The sequence below is a fragment of the Aphanizomenon flos-aquae FACHB-1287 genome (assembly GCF_014698755.1).
GTDB lineage: Bacteria > Cyanobacteriota > Cyanobacteriia > Cyanobacteriales > Nostocaceae > Dolichospermum > Dolichospermum flosaquae.
In genome coordinates this window covers 30,349-53,607 of record NZ_JACJTO010000021.1, presented here as the reverse complement: position 1 = coordinate 53,607, position 23,259 = coordinate 30,349, and the positions used below count along the sequence as shown (strand labels likewise).

26 protein-coding genes are annotated in these 23,259 nt (G+C 38.8%); 14 read left to right on the top strand and 12 right to left on the bottom strand.

The window, feature by feature from the left end:
* Positions 1 to 45 precede the first annotated feature (45 nt).
* The 8 genes from H6G44_RS11690 (at position 46) to H6G44_RS11655 (ending at position 8,868) form a co-directional block, all read left to right on the top strand.
* Positions 46 to 2,388 carry a BamA/TamA family outer membrane protein gene (locus tag H6G44_RS11690; protein WP_190386604.1) on the top strand — a complete coding sequence of 781 codons (2,343 nt, stop codon included), beginning with the start codon at positions 46 to 48 and terminating at the stop codon, positions 2,386 to 2,388.
* 115 nt (positions 2,389 to 2,503) lie between these two features.
* Positions 2,504 to 3,352, top strand: a complete 849-nt coding sequence (lpxC, locus tag H6G44_RS11685) for a UDP-3-O-acyl-N-acetylglucosamine deacetylase (RefSeq protein WP_190386605.1) — start codon at positions 2,504 to 2,506, stop codon at positions 3,350 to 3,352.
* 68 nt (positions 3,353 to 3,420) lie between these two features.
* Positions 3,421 to 3,930: a 3-hydroxyacyl-ACP dehydratase FabZ gene (gene fabZ / locus H6G44_RS11680; RefSeq protein WP_190386606.1), complete on the top strand. Its 510-nt coding sequence runs from the start codon at positions 3,421 to 3,423 to the stop codon at positions 3,928 to 3,930.
* 213 nt (positions 3,931 to 4,143) lie between these two features.
* Complete coding sequence (gene lpxA / locus H6G44_RS11675) at positions 4,144 to 4,959, top strand: acyl-ACP--UDP-N-acetylglucosamine O-acyltransferase (RefSeq protein WP_190386607.1); 816 nt, start codon at positions 4,144 to 4,146, stop codon at positions 4,957 to 4,959.
* A 181-nt stretch (positions 4,960 to 5,140) separates the two neighbouring features.
* Positions 5,141 to 6,298 carry a lipid-A-disaccharide synthase gene (gene lpxB / locus H6G44_RS11670; RefSeq protein ID WP_190386608.1) on the top strand — a complete coding sequence of 386 codons (1,158 nt, stop codon included), beginning with the start codon at positions 5,141 to 5,143 and terminating at the stop codon, positions 6,296 to 6,298.
* 12 nt (positions 6,299 to 6,310) lie between these two features.
* The gene (locus H6G44_RS11665) at positions 6,311 to 7,558 is read left to right on the top strand and encodes a DNA cytosine methyltransferase (RefSeq protein ID WP_190386609.1); all 1,248 of its coding nucleotides are present in this window, start codon (positions 6,311 to 6,313) and stop codon (positions 7,556 to 7,558) included.
* Between the two features lie 78 nt (positions 7,559 to 7,636).
* Positions 7,637 to 8,083: a deaminase domain-containing protein gene (locus tag H6G44_RS11660; protein WP_190386610.1), complete on the top strand. Its 447-nt coding sequence runs from the start codon at positions 7,637 to 7,639 to the stop codon at positions 8,081 to 8,083.
* A 14-nt stretch (positions 8,084 to 8,097) separates the two neighbouring features.
* The gene (locus tag H6G44_RS11655; protein WP_242035064.1) at positions 8,098 to 8,868 is read left to right on the top strand and encodes a hypothetical protein; all 771 of its coding nucleotides are present in this window, start codon (positions 8,098 to 8,100) and stop codon (positions 8,866 to 8,868) included.
* A 9-nt stretch (positions 8,869 to 8,877) separates the two neighbouring features.
* Here H6G44_RS11655 and H6G44_RS11650 read toward each other — a convergent pair whose 3' ends face one another.
* From H6G44_RS11650 to csaB, 4 genes are all read right to left on the bottom strand, one after another.
* On the bottom strand, positions 8,878 to 9,456 hold the full coding sequence (locus tag H6G44_RS11650; RefSeq protein ID WP_190386612.1) for a Uma2 family endonuclease: 579 nt from the start codon (positions 9,454 to 9,456) through the stop codon (positions 8,878 to 8,880).
* 81 nt (positions 9,457 to 9,537) lie between these two features.
* Entirely contained in the window at positions 9,538 to 10,149 is a 612-nt protein-coding gene (locus tag H6G44_RS11645; RefSeq protein WP_190386613.1) for a PIN domain-containing protein, read from the bottom strand.
* Positions 10,150 to 10,154: 5 nt separating this feature from the next.
* The gene (locus H6G44_RS11640; RefSeq protein ID WP_190386614.1) at positions 10,155 to 10,607 is read right to left on the bottom strand and encodes a hypothetical protein; all 453 of its coding nucleotides are present in this window, start codon (positions 10,605 to 10,607) and stop codon (positions 10,155 to 10,157) included.
* Between the two features lie 45 nt (positions 10,608 to 10,652).
* Positions 10,653 to 11,699 (bottom strand): polysaccharide pyruvyl transferase CsaB, encoded by a 1,047-nt coding sequence (gene csaB / locus H6G44_RS11635; protein ID WP_190386615.1) that lies wholly within the window; start codon positions 11,697 to 11,699, stop codon positions 10,653 to 10,655.
* Positions 11,700 to 11,774: 75 nt separating this feature from the next.
* Between csaB and H6G44_RS11630 the strand changes: the two genes are divergently transcribed.
* The 3 genes from H6G44_RS11630 to hisA are packed head-to-tail and all read left to right on the top strand — an operon-like array spanning position 11,775 to position 13,244.
* Positions 11,775 to 12,110, top strand: a complete 336-nt coding sequence (locus H6G44_RS11630) for a DUF2499 domain-containing protein (RefSeq protein WP_190386616.1) — start codon at positions 11,775 to 11,777, stop codon at positions 12,108 to 12,110.
* Complete coding sequence (locus H6G44_RS11625) at positions 12,107 to 12,436, top strand: DUF3593 domain-containing protein (RefSeq protein ID WP_190386617.1); 330 nt, start codon at positions 12,107 to 12,109, stop codon at positions 12,434 to 12,436. Before H6G44_RS11630 ends, H6G44_RS11625 begins: the two co-directional genes overlap by 4 nt.
* A 34-nt stretch (positions 12,437 to 12,470) precedes the next feature.
* Positions 12,471 to 13,244, top strand: a complete 774-nt coding sequence (hisA, locus tag H6G44_RS11620) for a 1-(5-phosphoribosyl)-5-[(5-phosphoribosylamino)methylideneamino]imidazole-4-carboxamide isomerase (RefSeq protein WP_190386618.1) — start codon at positions 12,471 to 12,473, stop codon at positions 13,242 to 13,244.
* Here the strand turns inward: hisA and H6G44_RS11615 are convergent.
* From H6G44_RS11615 to lipB, 4 genes are all read right to left on the bottom strand, one after another.
* Entirely contained in the window at positions 13,241 to 14,347 is a 1,107-nt protein-coding gene (locus tag H6G44_RS11615) for an alpha-hydroxy acid oxidase (RefSeq protein WP_190386619.1), read from the bottom strand. The two genes, hisA and H6G44_RS11615, sit on opposite strands and share 4 nt — an antisense overlap.
* A gap of 23 nt (positions 14,348 to 14,370) precedes the next feature.
* A complete protein-coding gene (locus tag H6G44_RS11610) occupies positions 14,371 to 15,246 on the bottom strand; it encodes a M48 family metallopeptidase (protein ID WP_190386620.1) in 876 nt (291 codons plus the stop codon).
* Between the two features lie 223 nt (positions 15,247 to 15,469).
* On the bottom strand, positions 15,470 to 16,129 hold the full coding sequence (msrA, locus tag H6G44_RS11605) for a peptide-methionine (S)-S-oxide reductase MsrA (RefSeq protein ID WP_190386621.1): 660 nt from the start codon (positions 16,127 to 16,129) through the stop codon (positions 15,470 to 15,472).
* 31 nt (positions 16,130 to 16,160) lie between these two features.
* Positions 16,161 to 16,886, bottom strand: coding sequence for a lipoyl(octanoyl) transferase LipB (gene lipB, locus H6G44_RS11600; RefSeq protein ID WP_190386622.1), 726 nt, complete (start codon positions 16,884 to 16,886; stop codon positions 16,161 to 16,163).
* Positions 16,887 to 17,422: 536 nt separating this feature from the next.
* Here lipB and hpf point away from each other — a divergent pair.
* From hpf to H6G44_RS11585, 3 genes are all read left to right on the top strand, one after another.
* Positions 17,423 to 18,067 carry a ribosome hibernation-promoting factor, HPF/YfiA family gene (gene hpf, locus H6G44_RS11595; protein WP_190386623.1) on the top strand — a complete coding sequence of 215 codons (645 nt, stop codon included), beginning with the start codon at positions 17,423 to 17,425 and terminating at the stop codon, positions 18,065 to 18,067.
* Between the two features lie 138 nt (positions 18,068 to 18,205).
* Entirely contained in the window at positions 18,206 to 18,790 is a 585-nt protein-coding gene (locus H6G44_RS11590; protein ID WP_190386624.1) for an L-threonylcarbamoyladenylate synthase, read from the top strand.
* Positions 18,780 to 19,706: a sensor histidine kinase gene (locus H6G44_RS11585; protein WP_190386625.1), complete on the top strand. Its 927-nt coding sequence runs from the start codon at positions 18,780 to 18,782 to the stop codon at positions 19,704 to 19,706. The genes H6G44_RS11590 and H6G44_RS11585 overlap by 11 nt, the downstream gene beginning before the upstream one ends.
* Here H6G44_RS11585 and H6G44_RS11580 read toward each other — a convergent pair.
* The 4 genes from H6G44_RS11580 to secD all read right to left on the bottom strand — a co-directional run bounded on the left by H6G44_RS11580 (position 19,654) and on the right by secD (position 23,194).
* Complete coding sequence (locus H6G44_RS11580) at positions 19,654 to 20,118, bottom strand: GNAT family N-acetyltransferase (protein ID WP_190386626.1); 465 nt, start codon at positions 20,116 to 20,118, stop codon at positions 19,654 to 19,656. The two genes, H6G44_RS11585 and H6G44_RS11580, sit on opposite strands and share 53 nt — an antisense overlap.
* A 213-nt stretch (positions 20,119 to 20,331) precedes the next feature.
* Positions 20,332 to 20,742, bottom strand: a complete 411-nt coding sequence (locus tag H6G44_RS11575; RefSeq protein ID WP_190386627.1) for a hypothetical protein — start codon at positions 20,740 to 20,742, stop codon at positions 20,332 to 20,334.
* 74 nt (positions 20,743 to 20,816) lie between these two features.
* Positions 20,817 to 21,785, bottom strand: a complete 969-nt coding sequence (gene secF, locus H6G44_RS11570; protein WP_190386628.1) for a protein translocase subunit SecF — start codon at positions 21,783 to 21,785, stop codon at positions 20,817 to 20,819.
* On the bottom strand, positions 21,782 to 23,194 hold the full coding sequence (secD, locus tag H6G44_RS11565; protein ID WP_190386650.1) for a protein translocase subunit SecD: 1,413 nt from the start codon (positions 23,192 to 23,194) through the stop codon (positions 21,782 to 21,784). Before secD ends, secF begins: the two co-directional genes overlap by 4 nt.
* Positions 23,195 to 23,259 lie beyond the last annotated feature (65 nt).

Sequence of the window (23,259 nt, the reverse complement as noted above, 5' to 3'; positions counted from 1 at the left end):
TTCGTATAACTTAAAGAACAATGGTGTGTGGTAGTGAAAAGAAACATGATTAAAAAACATTTAACACCGAGATTAATGGCAATGGTAGCCATGACAATCCCGTTAGCAATTTCCGTCAAAGCAAATGCCCAAACTACTGATAGTCAAGCACAGACCACAGAAGTTTTGACATCAGAAACAAACCAACCAGAAAAACAGAATCTTGTAAAAAGTGCTGTTAATGAAAATCCAGCACCTTATACCCTGGTAGTGCCAACAGTTACAGAAAAAGAACCTAACCAATTTTCTCCTCTGGTCAAAGTTTTAACTCCCAACATCACAGCACAAGCTCCTGAGACTGAAACTGGTCGAGAAAAACCCAAACCGCCCACTGTAGAGCCTAAACCAGTAAATCAGCAACCTGTTATTATCCCAAAACCGACAATAGTTCCTCAAAAAACACCAGTTACTCCAACACAACCGACCCAAGCACCTGAGGCTGAAACTCCCACAGCAGCACCCACACCCTCCCCTAATCCTGAACCAAGGGAAACCCGTGTACTGATATCCGAAGTCATGATTAAATCGGAAACAGGACCAGTTACCCCCGAACTAGAAACCGAAGTTTATAAAGTAATTCGCACCCAAGCCGGACAAACAAGCACCCGTTCCCAAATCCAAGAAGATATTAATGCGATTTTTAGAACTGGGTTTTTCTCCAACGTGCAAGCATTTCCAGAAGATACCCCCCTTGGTGTGCGGGTAAGTTTTATTGTTACCCCCAATCCCATTCTTTCTAAAGTCGAATTAGAAGTTAATCCTGGTACGGGTGTAGCTTCTGTACTGCCTGTGACAACGGCCAACGAAATATTTAGCAGTCAATATGGCAAAATCCTCAACTTGCGAGAATTGAATGAGGGAATCAAGCAATTAACCAAACTTTATCAAGACCAAGGTTATGTACTGGCCAATTTAATTGGAGCGCCCAAAGTATCAGAAACCGGAGTTGTCACCCTACAAGTAGCAGAAGGGGTTGTAGAGAGCGTTAAAGTCCGGTTCCGTAATAAAGATGGTGAGGATGTAGACGACAAAGGAAATCCAATTCGGGGGCGGACAAAGGATTATATTATTATCAGGGAATTGGAATTAAAGCCAGGAACCATATTCAACCGGAATACAGTCCAGAGAGACCTAGCACGGGTATATGGATTGGGGTTATTTGAACCACCAGATACTGAGCCTATATCCCTTGCCCCTGGTAGTGACCCCAGCAAAGTAAATGTGTTAGTTAATGTAATTGAACGCAGTAGTGGTTCTATTGCCGCTGGGGCAGGGATAAGTTCCGCCAGTGGTTTATTTGGGACTATCAGCTATCAGCAACAAAACCTGGGGGGAAGAAATCAAAAATTAGGGACGGAGATACAGTTAGGAGAACGGGAACTACTGTTTGACCTGCGCTTTACTGACCCTTGGATTGCTGGTGATCCTTACCGTACCTCCTATACGACAAATATTTTCCGTCGTCGTTCTATTTCCACAATATTTGAAGGTAAAAATCAAAATATTAATACTTTTGATCCTAGTAATATAACGGATACAAATCAGCAAGTTACCCCCCGGATTACCCGGTTAGGTGGTGGTATTAACTTTACCCGTCCCCTTTCCGCCAATCCTTTCAAAAACTCCGAGTGGTTGGCTTCCGCTGGACTACAGTATCAACGGGTTTCTGGTCGTGATGCTGATGGCAATTTGCGAAAGGAAGGGGCAATATTTGATGGTAGTGGCAAGATTATCAGCGATAAAATTCCTCTCACCGTTTCGCCTTCTGGGGAAGATGATTTGTTACTATTAAGACTGGGAATACAAAGGGATCTCCGTAATAATCCCGTACAACCCACAAAAGGTTCTTTCCTCAGCTTTGGAATTGATCAATCTGTACCTATAGGTACAGGTAGTGTTTTTATGACGAGGTTACGGGGTAATTATAGTCAGTATTTACCGATTAAATTGATTAGCTTTAGTAAAAAATCGGAAACTTTGGCCTTTAATCTTCAAGGGGGAACAATCTTGGGCGATGTCCCTCCCTATGAGGCCTTTACCTTGGGTGGTAGCAATTCAGTTCGGGGTTATGATGAAGGACGATTGGGTACTGGTAGCAGATATTTACAAGCTGCTGTTGAATATCGTTTCCCTGTTTTCTCTGTTGTTAGTGGTGCACTATTCTTTGATTATGGTAGTGACCTGGGAAGTAGTACCAAAGCGGCACAGGTGTTAAATAAAAACGGTAATGGCTATGGCTATGGTTTGGGTTTACGGATACAATCTCCACTCGGACCAATTAGGATAGATTACGGTATCACTGATGAAGGTGATAGTCGAATCAATTTTGGCATTGGAGAAAGATTTTAATTTGGTCAGTTGTCGGTGGCTAAGGATTTTCATAATTTTCAGACAAGATTAATCAGGGTTTGTACTCAAGACGGAATATGAACAATACTCACTACAATATCTGGATTGTCAGGCCATGCAACAACATACTTTAGCTGGGGAAATTACTCAGACTGGTGTGGGGTTACATAGTGGTGTCAATACTCAAGTACGAATACTACCCGCACCAACCGACAGCAATCGCTTTTTTATGCGGGTAGATTTACCAAATTCACCAATAATTCCCGCTCAAGTGGCGGCTGTGAGTCAAACTGTGCTTTCTACTCAATTGGGTCAGGGTGAGGTCTGTGTTCGCACGGTGGAACATTTATTAGCAGCTTTGGCGGCTATGGGGGTAGATAATGCCAGAGTGGAAATTGATGGACCAGAAGTACCACTTTTAGATGGTTCGGCTCAAATTTGGTGTGAAAGCATTGCTCAAGTCGGTTTGGTCTCCCAAACAGCTAATCATTTAACCGCACCTGTGGTTATTACTGAACCGATTTGGATTTATGAAGGTGATGCTTTTGTTTGCGCTTTACCTGCGTCGGAAACTAGATTTAGCTATGGGATAGATTTTAACTTGCCTGCAATTGGTAATCAATGGCACAGTTGGTTATTAACGGCCAGTTTAGAAAAATCTGCTGGTGATTTTGCGACAGAAATTGCTCCAGCACGGACTTTTGGTTTACAACATCAAATCGAATATCTGCAAAAGTCGGGACTGATTAAAGGTGGTAGTTTAGATAATGCTTTGGTTTGTGGGGACCAAGGTTGGCTAAATCCACCATTAAGATTTGCAAATGAACCAGTTCGTCATAAAATCTTGGATCTAGTCGGAGATCTAAGTTTACTGGGAACTTTCCCTGTTGCTCATTTTTTCGCGTACAAAGCTAGTCATAATTTACACATTGAACTAGCACGGAAAATTTTAGAACTGATCTAAAATTCCCAAGTTTATAGCAGTTACTTCACTTATTTCTAGTGTTTAATCATTCAAATAACGTACAACTAATGTCAACTATTACCGAAGCTGATTCTCAGGAAGTGAATACATCAAGTGAGGATAATACCAATACACAGACAATTAAAACTACCTTTAGTATTGAGGAGATTCAGGAACTTTTACCCCATCGCTATCCGTTTTTACTCGTAGACCGGATTATTGATTATGTACCGGGAAAAAAGGCCGTGGGTATTAAAAATGTTACCTTTAATGAACCCCAATTTCAAGGGCATTTCCCAGGGCGATCGCTGATGCCCGGTGTGCTAATTATTGAGGCGATGGCCCAGGTCGGGGGTGTGGTAATGACGCAAATGCCAAATTCACAAGGAGGACTATTCGTATTTGCTGGTATTGATAAGGTCCGCTTCCGGCGGCAAATTGTCCCCGGTGATCAACTGGTGATGACTGTGGAACTGTTGTGGGTGAAGCAGCGTCGTTTCGGAAAAATGCAAGGACGAGCGGAGGTGGACGGAAAACTAGCCGCTGAAGGAGAACTAATGTTTTCTCTAATTAGTTAAAGGTGATTGGTTGTTAGTCATTAGTTATTATTTATTAATATTGAATCTCAATGGCTAATGTTTAGATACCTTGCAGCCTCAAGCAAGCCTAAATAAATTAAACACAACTTTTGGCTAATTCTAAATTTTTGCCCTCACACATAACTTACTTTGCCCGACACTTTTATTCAGTAAAATATTTCATACACAGCACTTAGTTTTGGAGATTCACCCTTGAAAACACTTATTCATCCAACTGCTGTCATACATACTAATGCGGAACTCCACCCAACAGTGCAAGTCGGCGCTTATGCTGTGATAGGAGAGAATGTTAGAGTTGGTGCAGATACTGTCATTGGACCTCACGTTGTTTTAGAAGGACTTTGTGAAATTGGTACGGGAAATCAGATTTTTCCGGGTGCTGCTATCGGTATGCAGCCCCAAGACCTCAAATATGTCGGAGAACCAACTTGGGTAAAAATTGGCAATAATAATTCCATTCGTGAGTACGTAACGATTAACCGCGCTACTGGGCGTGGAGAAGCGACGGTAATCGGTAATGGTAATTTATTAATGGCTTATGTTCATGTGGGTCATAATTGCTTAATTGAAAATTCTGTAATTATTGCTAACTCTGTAGCATTAGCGGGTCATGTACATATTGAATCACGAGCTAGATTGAGCGGTGTTTTAGGTGTACATCAATTTGTACATATTGGGGGGATGTCAATGATAGGCGGTATGGCACGCATTGATAGAGATGTACCTCCGTATATGTTAGTAGAAGGAAATCCTGCAAGAGTGCGATCGCTAAATTTGGTAGGATTAAAACGTTCGGGAATGCTAAAAAGTGATTTTCAATTAATTAAAAAGGCTTTCCGTCTTCTCTACCGTTCTGAGTTCTTATTTAAAGATGCTTTAGAAGAGTTGGAAAATTTAGGAGATACAGAAGAATTAAAACATCTCCGCCGTTTTTTGCTACTTTCCCAAATGCCAGGAAGAAGAGGTTTAATTCCCGGAAAAGGCAAAAAAACAGTTATTGATGAATAATAAGTAAGGACTCAAATCTGGGGGCGGGTTTTTCCCGTTCTCAAAATTTATCAGTTACTTTGTTTTGGTAGGAAGAATAAAGTTTTAAAAAACCACAAAAACGCAAAGAATACGAAGGAAGAAAAGAAGAAGAATCAAGAAAACAGAAAAGGAAGTAAAAATCTAAAATCTAAAATCTAAAATGCGGATATTTATTAGCACTGGTGAAGTTTCCGGCGATTTACAGGGGTCGCTATTAATTGCAGCACTTCAGCGTCAAGCTGTAGCTGTCGGGTTGACATTAGAAATCGTGGCTTTGGGTGGGGAGAAAATGGCCAAAGCTGGGGCGAAAATTTTGGGTAATACGAGTGGTATTGGTTCTATGGGTTTGATTGAATCTTTACCTTATGTTATCCCTACATTAAGAGTACAACGGCAAGCGATTACTTATTTAAAAGAAAATCCTCCTGATTTGGTTGTATTAATTGATTATATGGGTCCTAATTTGGGTATTGGGACTTACATGAAGGAAAATTTACCTGATGTTCCTGTTGCTTATTATATTGCGCCCCAAGAGTGGGTATGGTCAATGAGTTTTCAGAATACTAACCGCATTGTTGGTTTTACAGATAAACTATTAGCAATTTTCCCAGAAGAAGCGCGATATTATCAACAAAATGGGGCTAATGTTTGTTGGGTAGGACATCCTTTAATTGATAGAATGGCAAATGCACCCAGTCGAGAAATTGCTAGGGAGAAATTAGGAATTAAAGACGCAGAAATGACCATTGCTTTATTACCAGCTTCCCGTCATCAAGAATTAAAATATCTATTACCAGTTATTTTTCAGGCTGCTCAAAATATTCAATCTAAATTACCAAATGTCCATTTTTGGATTCCGCTATCTTTGGAAACATTTAGAAATACAATTACAGCAGCAATTAAAGATTATGGTGTGAAAGCTACGGTAGTATTAGGTCAACAAAGAGAGGTTTTTGCAGCGGCTGATTTTGCAATTACTAAATCGGGAACTGTGAATTTAGAATTAGCATTATTAAATGTTCCCCAAGTTGTTGTTTATCGTCTAAACCCCCTTACAGCTTGGATTGCACGTCATATTCTTAAAGGTTCAATTCCCTTTGCTTCTCCGGTAAATTTAGTGGTTATGCGGGAAATTGTCCCAGAATTTTTACAGGAAAAAGCCACAGCAGAGAATATTACTCAAGCTACTATGGAACTATTATTAAATTCAGAAAAAAGACAAAAAACCTTGACAGGTTATCAAGAAATGCGCTATTCTTTGGGAGAATTGGGAGTGTGCGATCGCACTGCAAAGGAAATATTAGCAATGAAAAAGTAGATAATAGTTAAAATGACCAAAAAACGACCAATAGCAGTTGATTTATTTGCAGGTGCAGGAGGGATGACTTTAGGTTTTGAACAAGCTGGTTTTGATGTCCTTGCCTCTGTGGAAATAGACCCAATTCATTGTGCAATTCATAAATTTAATTTTCCTTTTTGGACTGTATTATGTAAAAGCGTAGAAGAGACGACAGGGGAGGAAATTAGAAATAGTTCTCAAATTGCTAATCAAGAAATTGATGTAGTTTTTGGTGGTCCTCCCTGTCAAGGTTTTTCATTAATGGGAAAACGTTCTTTTGATGATCCCAGAAATTCTTTAGTTTTCCATTTTATTAGATTGGTTGTAGAATTACAACCCAAGTTTTTTGTATTAGAAAATGTCAAAGGAATCACAGTAGGAAAACACAAGGAATTTATTGCTGAAATTATTAATCAATTTACTGAAAGTGGTTATCAAGTTAATGCAAATTATCAAGTTTTAAATGCAGCTAATTATGGAGTACCACAAAATCGGGAAAGGTTATTTTTACTCGGTTCACGTCAAAATATAGAATTACCCAAATATCCAGAAAAAATTACATTCCCTGATCAAAAATCTCCGACAGTTTGGGACGCATTACAAGATTTACCAGTCATAGAAAACTATCCAGAATTATATCAACAAGATTGGATAATTACTGAATTTAGTAACCCTAGTAATTATGCTAAAAAACTGCATAATCTGGAAATTGCCAAAAACAACTATTCCTATCAACGTCAGTATGATCATAATTTACTCACATCAAGTTTAAGAAGCAAACATTCAACGGAATCTAGAGAAAGATTTGCCTCTACACCCCATGGTAAAATCGAATCAATCAGTCGTTTTCATAAACTTGATCCTCATGGTTTATGTAATACCTTAAGAGCGGGAACACCTAGTAATAAAGGGGCATTTACTTCTCCTCGTCCTATACATCCTTTTATTCCCAGATGTATTACTGTGAGGGAAGCTGCGCGGTTACATTCCTATCCTGATTGGTTTAGATTTCATCCCACAAAATGGCATGGTTTTCGACAAATTGGTAATTCTGTTCCCCCGCTTTTAGCGCAAGCAGTCGCAGAGGAAATTATTCAAGTTTTAGATATTAAATCTTCTCAACCTCAAGGTGTTAAAGAGTTAGGGGATATTAGTTTATTAACATTTGATATGTCAGCAGCCGCAAAATATTTTGGAGTCAATCCTCATGTGATAGAACCAAGAACCAGAAAAAAATGAATATTTAGCATTTATTTAGCTAATACAGCAATTTTATTGTAGCTAAATTAATTATTTGATTATTATTATAAATCCAATATGGAAGAACCAAATTTAATCTCAGATGCAGCTAATATCCGAGAGATATATCTTAGAAGATCATTTCCGAAGGGTAATATTGCTATTATCGAGGTACGATTAGAAGATGGTAAAGCTTTTGGAATGGGTGCAACATCTAGAGCCAACAGTCCAGCACCTCAACCAGAACCTAAGTCAAAGGGAGGACAATTTGAACCTGCTGTAGATTCTCACTCAGAACGTATTATGGATACTGATGCGGAATATAAGGTTTTGTCAGCCATTGCAGAAACTTTAGAATTTATCTACAATAAGGATAATAACCGCGTTAGAGGGCAATTGTATCTTTACACAGAAAGAAAACCTTGTGAAAGTTGTCAAGGTGTTATAAATCAGTTTCGTCAAAAATTTCCTGAGATAAAAATAACTATCTCCTGGACATATCCTTATCCTCCGAGTAGCAATTAACTATGACATTCATATTGCATGAAGTTGAAAAGTCTCCTCTCATTTTATCTGCTAAAATTCCTGATTCTTTACGTTTAGTCATAGAGAGAATTCAGTCATATTCCTATGCAGAATTATATGAAGAGAAAAACATTAAGGGAATAAGTTTAGAAGATTCTTTAATCACTGTATTTGATGCAATAGAAAAAGAAAAAAATAGTTTAGATATAAGTTATTGCTATTTCTTTATGGCTATAGTTATGGGAATCGCTGTACAACCAACGATTAAAACTTATTTACCCGGTGAGACAGCTCGTTTTAATCGTGAAACAATAACTGGTAATATATTTCAGTATCTTTTTCGAGATTGGATATATTCTCAACATAATTATCAGCCATATTTTAACGTTTCATTTCAGGATTATCAGAATTATTTGGGACAATATCAAGCTCTTGATGAAGCTGTTGATGTTTTTGACAATATGCTGCAAGTGCTGGAGTCTGTGAGAACCAGAGCAGCTATATTAAACATTTTAGATGATTGCTTCCAGGGTTATGCTATTTTTCCAGGATCACAAGGTAGACGGGAACTTTTTGATTGGTGGTTATTAGATGTTGTTCCCTCTGTTTTTTGTGGACGTTTACCTAAAAGTATTCATACTTTAAAGGGAATTGATAAAATGACTAAACATATTACTAGAATCCGAAACTGTTTTTTTAAAGTAGTCGGGAATAATCAGTCTCAAGGAAATACAGATTTGGAAAAACAAAATTTGTTGTTGAGATTTTTGGCAGTTGATAAATAATATTAATATTTATCCCCACATAATTTCCACATTTAAAATAAATCCTGGTAAAATATCTTCCCCTGATAATTCTTGAGGAAAGTCTAATATTTCCACTGGTTTACCAAGACAATAAATTTCCACCTGACCCATTTTCCGATTAATTAACCAACCTAATTTAACTCCATTATTTATATATTCCTGCATTTTTGCTCTGGTTTCCTGTAAAGTATCACTAGGTGACATTAATTCTAAAACAAAATCTGGAGCAATTGGTGGAAACTTTTCCTGTTCTTCTGTTGTAAGTTTATCCCATCTATCTTTTTTTATCCAAGCAACATCAGGAGAACGATTTGCACCATTAGGAAGTTTAAAACAGGTGGAAGAATCAAAACAAACTCCTAATTTAGTTTGACGATTCCAAAATACAAAATCTGCTGCAACTTCTACATTACGTTTTCCTGTCTCTCCTCCTGTTGGTGACATAATCAATATTTCTCCTTTGGTATTGCGTTCAAATTTGATTTCAGGATTTTCTCGACAGAGTTGATAAAATTGGTTGTCAGTAAGTTGGATAATGGGGTTTAAGTTGACGGTTATAGCTGTCATAATCAATCTCCTTGAGGATGATATCAACCTTAACTAAATTATAAAGTAAGTTGCAGGTTTTGTCATCACAATTTAAGTTAGTTAGACAATCCCGATTTGATTTTTAATATAGCCAAATCCAGCATCAAATTTAAATAATATTCGGCAATTATATTTATCTAAAGCTTCTTGAATATCTGGATTATCGAAGTCCTTAGAATTTCTATTAATAAAGCAACATCGCTGTTCACCTGACTTATTCAAATGTTCAACAACCGAAGCGTAAACAATAGCATCCTGGGGTGTAAAGTCAAGATCAGACTGATATCCCATAGCTGCGATTAATATCTCCACTGTTAAAGGAATGACTTTGCTAACCACTAATAACTTCTCTACAACTATTTGGAATCTTTGCTTTTCTTCTCTTCCACTATTTACCAAAAACTCAGTAATCTCTTGATAAGTATGTACCTGTTGTTGGTAAGGTAGAGAACGTCCAAGCTGAGAAAGCTCTTTATGCAAATCTTGTGATAAGTTTCGACGATTTTTTTCCCTACGAATTAGCGTTTCATAAGGTTCTGTAAGACTGAATGCGGGTAAAATCAAATTTATTCTTCCTGCTTCTGCCAAGTCTAGCAGTTTTTGACAACTTTCCTGCTGCTCCTGAAGCAACGCCAGTTCTAAGACAAAATTCGTTTCTACATAAACATCCATTACAATCAAACCAGTTCCTGTAATTTTAGGTGTCCGTGGTGAATAGCATCAAATAGACCTGAATTTACTAACCAATCCATATTTTCCGGGAGTAAATCAACAGATGGTAATGTTAATATTTGATGAAGCCAAGCAGAAACTATTAGCTCAAAACCTTCACCACTAATTTCATAGTTGGGAGCATAAGCTTTAGGGTAATAAGGCTTAAGAAAAGATTCAGGGTTAATTTCATAATCTGGCTCTATCAAATCAGTAGATAAACCTATATTTTTCCACAAATAAAATTTATCTGGAAGTGCTAATAGAAAAAAAGGTGCTTCTGGAAGTAACCCATGAGCATACATATTGCGTCGCATTTTAGCAGCCCAAATTTTAGATGCACTACGTTTATTTTTAACTTCCACTAAAAGCTGTAAATGTCTATTTTTTCCGTGTACTGCCATATCAGCATAATACATCTATATCACCTCATAACTAGGAAATGACTCACCTATTCGGAAATTTCATTTTAACACTTTACTTAACAAATCCCGATGCAAAAAAGCTCCATTTACTAAAGATTGAATTTTATTAGGTGACAAAGCCGCACCATGATGATAATAATCAATCCAAGTTTTACTAATTAACTCTACATCATTTGGTAAATTATGTAAATCCCAACCAGGTATTTTTAAATCTTCCATTAAATGATTGACTTTAGGATCATAACTCAATGCAAAACAACGAGAACCTTCACTAGCTGCCATAATTAAACTATGTAAACGCATTCCTATGGACATTTCCACACCACGAAACACACCTTTTAAAACTTGTGGATCTTCGGAACAAATAACTCTACTCACATCTTTTAATTGAGTATGAATCTTTTCCGCAATTGCTAGATCTTCGCTTTTTTGAAATGGCAATAATAAAATAAAAGTTTGAGTCTCTTTCTGTAAATTAACTAAAGCTTGAATTAAATTTGTTAACCGATTTTCTGTTAATTGAGGATGATTTCTTAAAGTAACCGCAATTCTCGGTTTTGGTAAATCTACTAATTCCGGTACTGGCTTTGATTCTAACGCCCAAACCGGGTCAGGGGCAAGAATATGGGGTATACTCCAATCTGATAATAACCGAGAACTAGCAATATCGCGCACACTCACCTGAGTACAACCCGCAAAATTACGCTGGGCTAAAAATCGAGTTTGGGAGCGCAACAACGGACCTATACCCTGTCCCCAAGCCACAGTTTTTAAACCCATAACTTGAGCTAAAGCCATCAATCCGCCATAATAAAAAGGGCTAATTATGCTAGTACAATCTTGAATTAAACTACCACCACCCCAAACAAAAGCACCACAAGAACGCAAAGCCTTGAAGACGGAGAAAAACGCCATACGATTGTAACATTCCACACCATAATGACGATGAGTTTCTTCAGGATTTCCAGAAAGCACCACAGGAGTAACATCAAGTGGTAACATTTGCAGAAGTGTGGCTAACAAAGCTTCATCACCACCATTACCCTTACCGTAATAACCAGACAATAAAACCCGCATTTTTGCCATTTTTAGATTTTAGATTTTAGATTTTTTTAACCCAGTTATTTACAACTGACCACTGACCACTGACAACCGACAATTATGCACGTACTTTCAATTCCCACCTGGATAATTCATATTTCCAGCGTTCTTGAGTGGATAACCGCAATATGGCTAATTTGGATATATGGTGAACTTACAGAAAATCGGACTTGGTGGGGATTATCCTTTGCTATGTTACCAGCTTTAATTAGCGCAATGTGTGCTTGCACTTGGCATTACTTCGACAATTCCGAATCTTTAGAATGGTTAGTCACCCTACAAGCTACCATGACATTAGTTGGTAACTTTACCCTTTGGGCGGCAGCTTATGTAATTTGGCGTTCTACCAAGCCTAAAAGCCCAATTAAGACACAAACCATCAAATCAGAACAATGATATCAAAAGAAACCCTCTTTGCCCTTTCTCTGTTTCCCTATTTGGGTTTCTTGTGGTTTATCAGCCGCAGTCCACAAATGCCACGGTTAGCCCTATATGGATTTTACGGCACATTGGTATTTGTTGCTGTCACCATTCCCGCCGGCATTTACGCCAAAGTGCAGTATGGAGAACAATTAGCCAATGTAGACTGGTTACATGGCAGCGCGGAAGCCTTTTTAACCCTAGCTAACATCTTACTAGTCTTAGGCTTCCGTCAAGCAGTACAAGAATTAAGGAACAGGGAACAGGGAACAGGGACTGAACAACGAACAACTGACAACTGACCATTGACAACTGACAACTAACCACTGACAAATCATGGAAGTAATACCCGCAATTGATTTACTAGAAGGTCGCTGCGTGCGACTATACAAAGGAGACTACACACAATCCCAAGTATTTAGCGAAAATCCCGTAGAAGTTGCTAAAATGTGGGCAGACCAAGGCGCGACCAGATTACACCTAGTTGATTTAGACGGCGCGAAAGCTGGTAAAATAGTTAACCTAGCAGCCATTGCAGCCATTAGAAATCATCTTTCCATACCCATTGAAGTTGGGGGCGGATTGCGCGATCGCACAAGTGTGGTAGAATTATTTAATCTAGGAGTAGATTGGGCAATTCTGGGAACTGTCGCAGTTGAACAGCCCCAACTAGTTCAACAACTCTGTCAAGAATTTCCCGAAAAGATTATTATTGGTATAGATGCCCGTAACGGCCTAGTTGCCACTCGTGGTTGGTTAGAAACCTCATCAGTATTAGCCACCCAACTAGCAGTACAAATGCAGGAATTAGGAGCAGCAGCCATAATTTATACTGATATAAACAGAGACGGAACATTAGAAGGACCAAATTTAGACGCATTACGAGAACTTGCTGCGGCCATTTCCATACCCGTAATTGCTTCTGGAGGTGTAAGTTCAGTCACCGACTTATTAAGTTTATTGTCCTTAGAACCCCAGGGTGTAACAGGTGTGATAGTGGGGAAAGCCTTGTATACTGGTGATATTATCCTCAAAGAAGGATTACAAGCCATTGGACCGGGAAGAATACAAGATATACCACCAGATTTAAGTATTTCTAACATTGCTTAGATAGAACCCCGATGATCACCGATGATACTAACTAAGCTAGAATCAATATCTGTTATGGTAGCACAACCGCTGAGAGCCATTGCCACATTTAACTCATCTTGTAACAAAGAAATAATATGAGATACACCAATTTGTCCAGCTACTGATAACCCCCATAACACAGGTCGTCCAAGGAGTACAGCTTTAGCACCATAAGCTAAAGCTTTGAGTATGTCCGTACCGCGACGAATTCCTCCATCTAACAGAACTTCGGCTTTACCGTCCACTGCGGCTATAATTTCCGGTAGGGCATCCAAAGAAGCAATCGCCCCGTCTAATTGTCTACCACCGTGATTAGAAACAACAATAGCCTGTGCTCCATATTCTACAGCCCGGACAGCATCATCAGCCCGTAAAATGCCCTTTACTACCAAAGGTAGGGGACTGAGGGATTGTAACCATTGTAAATCTGGCCAAGTGACTGCGGGATTAATCTGTTGAGCAAAATAAGTCAATAAACCAGATTCTCCTGGTGCTTGGGGAATATCCAAACCAGAGATATCAGTTAAATTGGCAGGATATAAGCCAGGAGGCAAGGTAAACTCATTTTGGTGATCTCGTTCTCGCTTTCCCAGTATAGGAGCATCTACAGTCAGACAGAGTGCTTTATAGCCAGCTTTGTATGCTCGTTCCACCAAAGCACGAGTTAAACCCTGATCTTTGTGAATGTAAAGCTGAAACCATTGTAAACCATTGGCAACTGTAGCAACCGCTTCTAAACTTTTAGTAGCCAAGGTACTCAAAACCATACCCACACCTGAGTCAGCAGCAGCTAAAGCTGTAGCAATTTCCCCCTCTGAATGAGCTAGACATTGAAAAGCCATTGGTGCGATTAATAGAGGTAGTTGCAAAGATTGTCCTAAAATCTTGGTAGTGAGGTTAACTTCACTGACATCGACCAGCATTTTCGGACGCAGTTTAACTCTTGTAAACGCAGCCAGATTGTCTCGCAATGTGACCTCATCCCATGCACCACTACTATAATAGTCAAAAGCCATCTGTGAAAGATGCTCTTTTGCCAATTGTTCATATTCCCATAAATTAATCGCTGACAAAGAACTCATAATTCCAATTTACCCTTTAAAGTCTACCAATTACGCCATCCTCCTGAAGATGCAGGTTCACCTTTATGATTAATACCGTGATTATGCACTAATTTTTGGTACTCTTGACTACTTGCCCAACGGTCAATTTCTCGCGCCCTCAGCACTGGTACAGGATGGGATAATTGGGCCGTGTGGGCAAATTTTACCATTTCTCCTAATTCGGTTTTACTAATATCATCATAGGCGCGAGCTTGGTCAACAAAGGCATCTAAATTGAGTTGGGGTGCTAAGGTAGGGGAACCGCCGGCTAACTTCATTAATACCGACATGACAACTTTCGGGTTTTGAGTAGCCAACAAAGCAGCGCGGTCACAAGTAAACTCAGCACAACGTACCCATTCTAACAATTGTGACTGAATAGCTTGAGCCAGAATAGCGCCGACATTTGGCACCGTTGCGGCGGCTAAAATTAATAAATTCACAGGTGTTAAATACACACTATGATCACATTTAAGATGACCTAACTCATGGGCAATTACAGCCTGTACCTCCTCTGGTGTCAAGATTTCCAGCAAGGATGTATGAATAACCACAAAAGGCTGCTTACCTCGCATAGCAAAAGTATAAGCATTAGGGGCTGGATGTTGACGCACATATAACTGAGGTGGCGCAATATCGAGAGTTTGACAAGCTTCCAATAATAAATTGTGTAAATTAGGGAGTTGTTTTTCTCCCACCAAAATACTAGAAGCGATATTTTCCACATAAAAAACCTGCTCAGCCATTGGACCGAGCCAAGTCCGCACCATCATATCTAAACCAGGAATTTGTTTAAGAGTTTTAGTAGCTTCCAAATCCAGAGGGTGACGAAACGAGTCAGCTTTTAAGCCAGTCAGCGAGGTTTTGAGTAAAGACATACAGCGTTTTCCGCTCTGAGGAGGTACAAAGTTAAATCATGAAACTCTTGTATTGCGGGCATCTTGCCCGCTAGATATGTAACTCATAACACCGATAAGTCCTGTAATATTGATTTACCATGGGATAATATCAGTACGAGTTACGTTTCGCGCAAAAGCACAAAGTAGCAAAGACTTCAAACTCTTACTCTCTGAGACTGGAGCGCCTCTGCGTGAGGTAAAATCATATCGGGCTCAGCATACCCACCGGACAAGCCACATTAGTACCACCTAAACCACAATAACCACCGGGGTTTTTAGCCAAATATTGCTGATGGTATTCCTCAGCATAATAAAATTTAGGAGCATCTAAAACTTCTGTGGTGATTTTACCATAACCGGCACTGCTGAGGGCTGCTTGATAAGCGTTTTGTGATGTTACCGCTAATTCTTTTTGCTCTTGTGAATAGACATAAATTCCTGAACGGTACTGAGTACCAGTATCATTACCTTGACGCATTCCCTGGGTGGGGTTGTGGCTTTCCCAGAAAACTTTCAACAGTTGGGAATAAGTAATGATTTTGGGGTCAAATACCACTAATACTACTTCATTATGACCTGTCAGACCGCTACAGACTTCTTGATAGGTGGGGTTGGGTGTGTAACCAGCCGCATAACCTACCGCAGTGGTGTAAACTCCTTCTTGTTGCCAGAATTTGCGTTCTGCACCCCAAAAACAGCCTAAACCAAACATGGCGGTTTCTAGGTCTTGGGGAAAGGGTGCTTGCAGAGGGTTTTTGTTAACGTAATGTTGTGCAGGTACTCGCATTACTTCGTCCCGTCCCGCTAAAGCTTGCTCAGGTGTAGGTAAAGCTGATTTTTTACCAAATCCAAATATTCCCATGGTTTTTAATTTGTATTATCTATGATTGCTGTTATTCTTCATTGTAAAGATTTTTGTGGCTATTACAGGTTGGGTGAATAAACTTCATGTCGTTACTTTTAACTAGGGTTATATCAAATACTTCTGCAAAGCACTGACTGACAGAATCAGTAATTTGGTTACAGGTAATGTCAGGAATCCATGCGGCTAAACTGCTAACTGGTTTATCAATAATACCACAGGGGATAATTTTCTCAAATCCTGTCATGTCTGGACATACATTTAAGGCGAATCCGTGCATAGTGATCCATTTACTAACTTTTATGCCTATAGCTGCAACTTTGTATCCTTCTAGCCAAACACCGGTAAAACCAGAAATTCGTTCTCCTTTCAAGTCGTAATGTGCTAAAACGCGAATTAATACTTCCTCAAGTTGATGTAAGTACCAATGCAGGTCTTGACGATAACGACGCAAATTTAAAATCGGATAACCTATCAATTGTCCAGGACAATGATATGTAACCTCTCCTCCTCTTTCAACGCGGTGCACATCATAATCACTTTTGTCAATATTAAATTTTATAAATTTTGGGTTTGCTCCCGTCCCTAAGGTATAAACGGGAGGGTGTTCTAATAACATTAACACATCATTTAGCTCTGGGTTATGAACGCGCTCTGCAACTAACAACCGCTGCCACTGATGAGCAGTTTCATAGGACATTAAACCAAAATTATATAATAAACAACTGGATTTAGGAAAATGAGTGCTATAAGTCATCAGTAATTGTCAAGGGATAATTGTCAAGCTATGCAAAGGATCTTAAAGGAACGTCAAGAAAATATACTTTAGAACCCACAAGATGCTAGTTTGAATATATAACCTGAATGGGCTGGGGAGGAGTTTTCTATAATTAGTGCCAGGCCAAAACAATGGCAGTTTAAAAATTTATTGTCGTCAATTAGGATCAAATTTCCCAAAAGAGTTGTATTCTCTATACAATAGAAAACACAAATGAGGAACAAAAAAAGAGTCAGCACTCCTGTTTTGGTAAAGTCCCATAGAAGTAGGTGTTTAAAAGAACCATATCTCAAAAAAGCCTAATTCAATAGTTTTGCTTAAAAAACCAATTCCTTGGCAAACGGTTGGAAACAAGAGGGTCAGTAGTGCAAGTATAAAGATGTAAAAATGTTAAAAATCCTCAGGCAGTGTCTGAGGAATAGGTAACGATTTATGCTGGTGGCAGTGATAAGCCTTACCGCAATTTCTATTCCTACCTGAAAACATCACATATAATATTGAACGGGAGAGTTTACATGAAGCTTGTCATCCACGGTAAAAATATTGAAATCACTGATGCAATCCGCGAATATGTGCATCAGAAGATTGAAAAGGCAGCTAGTCACTTCCAGAACATCACAAATCAAGTGGATGTCCATTTAAGCGTAGCTCGCAATCCCCGAATAAGTACAAAGCAAGCAGCAGAAGTAACTATTTATGCCAATGGTATCGTTATCCGTGCGGAGGAAAGCAGCGAAAGCTTATATGCAAGTATTGACCTAGTTGCAGATAAAATTGCTCGGCAATTACGTAAATATAAGGAAAAAAGGCAGGATCATAAAACTCAACCTATATCAACTAAGGAAGCAGTAGCACCGGAAACTGTTGCAGCGGATTTAATTGGAGATCGTACTCCTGAATTACCCGAAGAGGTTGTTCGCACCAAATACTTCTCTATGCCGCCAATGACATTAGAAGAAGCGCAAGAACAACTACAACTGGTGGGACACGACTTTTATATGTTCCATAATGCGGAGACTGGCGAGATTAATGTCATTTATGAACGTAATCACGGTGGTTATGGAGTAATTCAACCCCGCAATAACGGTAACTCCAATGGTAAAAATGGCAAATCAGCTAACGTTAATGTGACTGTAGCGGAAAAATCCCACTCTAAATAAAGTCTAATTAAATGCTAACTGTGTAGGGGCGTTTGGTAAAACGTCTCTACTGTCTTGTTTGTGGGAATAACACTAATGATAATATGAAAATAAAATAATTCATCCCCAACTCAAAAAACCGACAGAAAAACCACCTTTATGAATCTTTCATTAGAAATCCTGATAAAAGCTGCAAAAGCTGGAAAAATGATTAGTTTCCCCACAGATACTGTCCCTGCATTAGCTACCATACCCAGACAAGCAGAATTAATTTATGCTGCGAAACAACGCAGTTTTGATAAACCTTTAATTTTAATGGCTGCTAAAGCTGAGGATTTATGGGATTATGTTCAATGTGGTAATAGAGAATATCAAATTTGGCAAAAAATTGTTAATCAAAATTGGCCAGGTGCGTTAACTTTAGTTTTACCAGCTAGTGACAAAGTTCCCAGGGTCATGAATCCTCAAGAACCAACTACCATTGGTATTCGAGTTCCAAATCATCCAATTGCTCAAACTATTTTAGCCCAAACAGGTCCAATGGCAACAACTAGTGCTAATTTATCAGGACAACCAACTTTAGAAACCAAAGCAGAAATAAAAGCTCAATTTCCAGAGGTTTTAACATTAGAATTAACAGAATACAAAGGTTTGGGAATACCTTCTACTGTTGCTAAATGGACAGAAAACAATTGGCAAATTTTACGACAAGGTAGTATTAAATTGGATAATTATGAATTTTGATAAATGGCTATATTTAGGAGCAGGAATAGGAATAGGAATAGGTTATTGTAAATTATTCTTCCAGTCTATCAAATCTGTATCTATTCCCCGCCAAAATGCCCTACAACTGCCAGAAAATCAATTTTTGCAAGAATTGAAGCAAACCCAATTAGCCTATTATAGTGCGCGGGAAATGAGTCAATTTCAAGCTGGTTTTTTAGCACGGACTAGTCATGAATTGCGATCGCCATTAAGTGGTATAATTGGTTTACATCAGTTAATTTTGGCGGATTTGTGTGAAAATCCCGAAGAAGAGCGAGAATTTATCGGCCAAGCTCACGAAAGATCTCTAAAATTATTAAAGCTAATTGATGAAATTCTGGATGTTTCCAAAATCGAATCTGGTAGAAATAAATTAGATATTCAGACTTTAGAATTAAGTAAACTTTTAGAAGAAGTTTATAACTCAACCTATCTATTAGCAGTTAATCGTAATTATACTTTTATTTTATCACGGTCAGATTCAGAAATTCGGATTTTAGCAGATTCCCGTTATCTTAAACAAGTATTAATAAATTTGATAGATACAACAATTACTCAAATGGAAACCGGAAATATTTATCTTTCTAGTAATTTACCATCTACAGGTAATTGTGTAAATATTTGGTTAGATGTACCCACTGACGCAGTAATGACCTGTGAACCTATAGATTTAATGAAATCTGAAAATCCCACAAATCAGGAAAATATAGCACTATCACCGGGAATGAAACTGGCAATTAATCAAAGTTTAGTAGAATTGATGGCAGGAAAATTAGAAATTTTGTCTTTTCCCACCGAAAAAGCAGAAACACCACAGTTAACTAGATTGCAAATATCTATTCCTATAGAGACTCTTGAAAACACATTTCCTCACTCATCAAAGCATCAAAATTAGACTGATTTTGTAAAACCATTGTCGTGGTGTTATTGACTTGAAAACCAATCTTTTCATAAAATTCCTGTTGGTGAGTTGTCATCAAGTATACACGCTCTACCTTTTGCATTCGGGGGTGACTTAAAACAGTTTCTACCAACTTGCTACCCAGTCCTTTACCCTGATAATCTGGATGAATGGCAACATCCCAAATTGTAGCGCGATAGATGCCGTCAGAAGTCGCCCTCGCAAAACCAATCAATAATTCCCTATCCCAGATAGAAACCACAGGTTCACTGTTAGCAATAGCTGTACCCCAATCCTTAATACTGCGTTCTTTTGCCCAAAAAGCAGCCAAATTAAACAATTCTTGGAGTTGGTAAAGATCAATATCCGCAAGGCTTTGGCTAAATTGAATCTGAGAAACATTCATAAGTTGTCGCAGTAAGTAGAAAAAGAGCGCGTTAGACCTGAGAGGGAAGCGACACGGGCGGTTTTTGAACTATAGACATCTAATAATCGTAGTATCTTTGTTTATCTTATGGCATATTTTTCTATAAGTTACTAAACTTGTATATGTATATGCAACAATTCAGTTAAAAATTAAAAATTAAAAATTAAAAAACTCCTGCTTCCTATTCCCTCCTTACTGACAAACCCACTTCCATAGAGGGTGGGAAGGTCCTTGTTGACGAATGCGATAAAGTTGCTTTTGTAGATTTTCCTGTTCTGGTAATGGTAGTCCCCAAATAATATTACGACTTTGCCAAACTAAAACAGAAGTTGTCATTCCAATACATAAACTTAAACCTAGAGTAGACAAAGGATGAAATATTAGTGCATATCTTAGTCCTACCCAGGTAAAATATTGTTGTAACAAATAAATTTCCGCCCACAAATCCCACAGACAGAAAGGTGCGATAATTAGCCACAAACAACCCGCAAATAACCATCTACCGTATACTGTTAGACTATGTAGCTTTTGTATTTGTTGAGCAAAAGCAGGGTCTAAACTCAAATCTTCTGCTTCAATTTCTGGTTTTTCAGGTTTATCCATAGGAAAGGTATAGGGTGGGTCTAAAAAATCTTGTTAATCTCGTTCCCAGTGTGACTAAGAACGAGTGAATAAATTTAACTTTCTGGGGAACTGATAGGGGGTTCAACCGGATAACTTTGACTGCGTTCTCGCCACCAGATTAAGAGTGTACTAGCAATGAAAATACTAGAATAAGCGCCCATTGTAAAGCCGACAATTAAAGCTAAGGAAAAATTATGCAGTGTTTCGCCACCAAAGAAGAAGATAGCAGATAATGTCAGTAGAACAGTTAAAGTGGTATTAATTGACCTGGTTAAAGTTTGGTTAACAGCATCATCAACAACTTCAGCAATTGGTTGTCCAGGGTGAAGTTCAATAGTTTCCCGAATTCGGTCATAAATGACCACAGTATCATTAACGGAGAAACCTGTGATAGTCAGCAAAGCCACGATAAACAGACTATCCACTTCAACGCCGAAAACCAAGCCTAAAATCGAGAAAACCCCAGTGGTAATCAAAATGTCGTGAAACAAGGCTACAATGGCAAATACAGCGTAATCCCATTGAAACCTAACAGCCATATAGATAGTAATTCCTATAAAGGAAACTATTAAAGCTAACACCCCAGAGGTAAATAACTCCTTTCCTAAAGTCGCACCAACGGAGTCAATTTGATTTTTTTGCGGGTCGAAAGCGCCGATTTTTTCAGTTAGGGAACTTTGTAAATTACTTCGTTGTTCTGTTTCCAGGTTTTTGGTGCGAATAGTAATACCATTTTCTTGGCCATTTTCCGAGATTAATTGAATACTACTATCTCCAAGACCCTGGGATTTAGCCACTTCTCGCACAACATTGATATCTATTGGCTGGTCACAATTACCAGGTTTGCTACAGTCCCGCACCAATTGCAATCTTGTACCGCCGATAAAATCCAAACTAGGGCGCAGAGGTGCTTTGATACTGGGATTTAGAGAAGATATCACCATAGAAATCATCCCAATCAGGATAATAATAGCGGAAATAGTCCACCAAGTACCCCGGGCTTTGTTAATATCTAATCTCATTGTGCCACTCCTGTCTTATTTATTACTGGCACATTCGGAGCATAAAGTTTTTTGTTCCGCAAAGAGGGAATGGAAATAACTAAAAACATCAATGTGCGACTACAAGTAATTGCGGTAAACATACTTACTGCTACCCCTAAAGCCAAGGTGAGGGCGAAACCTTTTACCAGTCCTGAACCTAACCAAAATAAAGCAGCACAAGCAATCCAGGTAGTGACGTTACTATCTAAGATACTAGAAAAAGCGCGGTAAAAACCGGATTCTACAGAACGATACAAAGATTTACCTGCTTGTAATTCTTCCCTAGTGCGTTCAAAAATTAAGACGTTAGCATCAACCGCCATACCGATACTGAGAATAAAACCCGCAATTCCTGGTAAGGTGAGGGTGACACTGAGTAAACAAAATGCTGCCCAAGTCAGGAGAGAGTAAATCAATAGTGATACATTTGCGATCATTCCTGGTAAGCGATAGTAGCATACCATAAATATTAATACTAAGGTCAGACCACCAATACCAGCGTATATGCTTCTTTGAATACTATCTTTTCCTAAAGTAGCGCCTACTGTTCTTCTCTCCGCAATTTCCACAGGAACAGGTAATGCACCACCGCGCAACTGTACCCCCAAGTCATTAGCTTCTTGGGCTTGAAAACGACCTGTAATGATAGCAGAACCACCTGTAATCCCAGTAGCAGCAAATTCTGCTCCTACGGTGGGTGAACTGATTAATTCATTGTCGAGGAAAATACCGATAGTGCGACCAGTTCCAGCCAGGTCTTTTGTTAGCCCTGCAAAGAGTTCACCACCCTTTTGATCAAAACGGATGGCCACGTCCCAATTATCGCCCTGAGTGGGCTGTCCATAGGCATCCTGGAGATATTTACCGGTTAGGGGTGGGTTGGTACTTGCAAACAATTCTGCTATTGCTTGATTACTTTTATCAAACTCTTCTTTATTTTTATCAATTGTTACTTGATCTTTGGTCTTTTTCAAGTCTTCGCGCTTGGTTTTCAGGTCGTTTATTGTTACTTGTAAAGCAATAAGTTGACTTTCTGTATTTGGTTTTTGGACGCGGAACTCTAATTGCGCCGTACCTCCTAATATCCGTTCTGCTTGTTCTGGGTCATTGACACCCGGTAGTTGTACTGATATTTTATCCGTACCTATAGTTTGAATTACTGGTTCGGAAACACCTAGACCATTAATTCGTCCTTCGACGACTTTTTTCACAGCTTCTAATTCCCTTTCGGTAATTTGGGGAATTTCCGCTGTTGGTTTTACCTGAATGGTAAGCTGAGAACCGCCCCGCAGGTCTAACCCTAGGGGTACAGGAATTTTGACAATTACCGTAATAGCGGCAATTACCAAGACTATAATTAATGCTAATAGCGATCGCTGTTTTTGCATACTATCACTCACAACTGACAAAGGTTATAATAACGCTCTTTTTGTCGGTTGTGAGTAGAAAATTT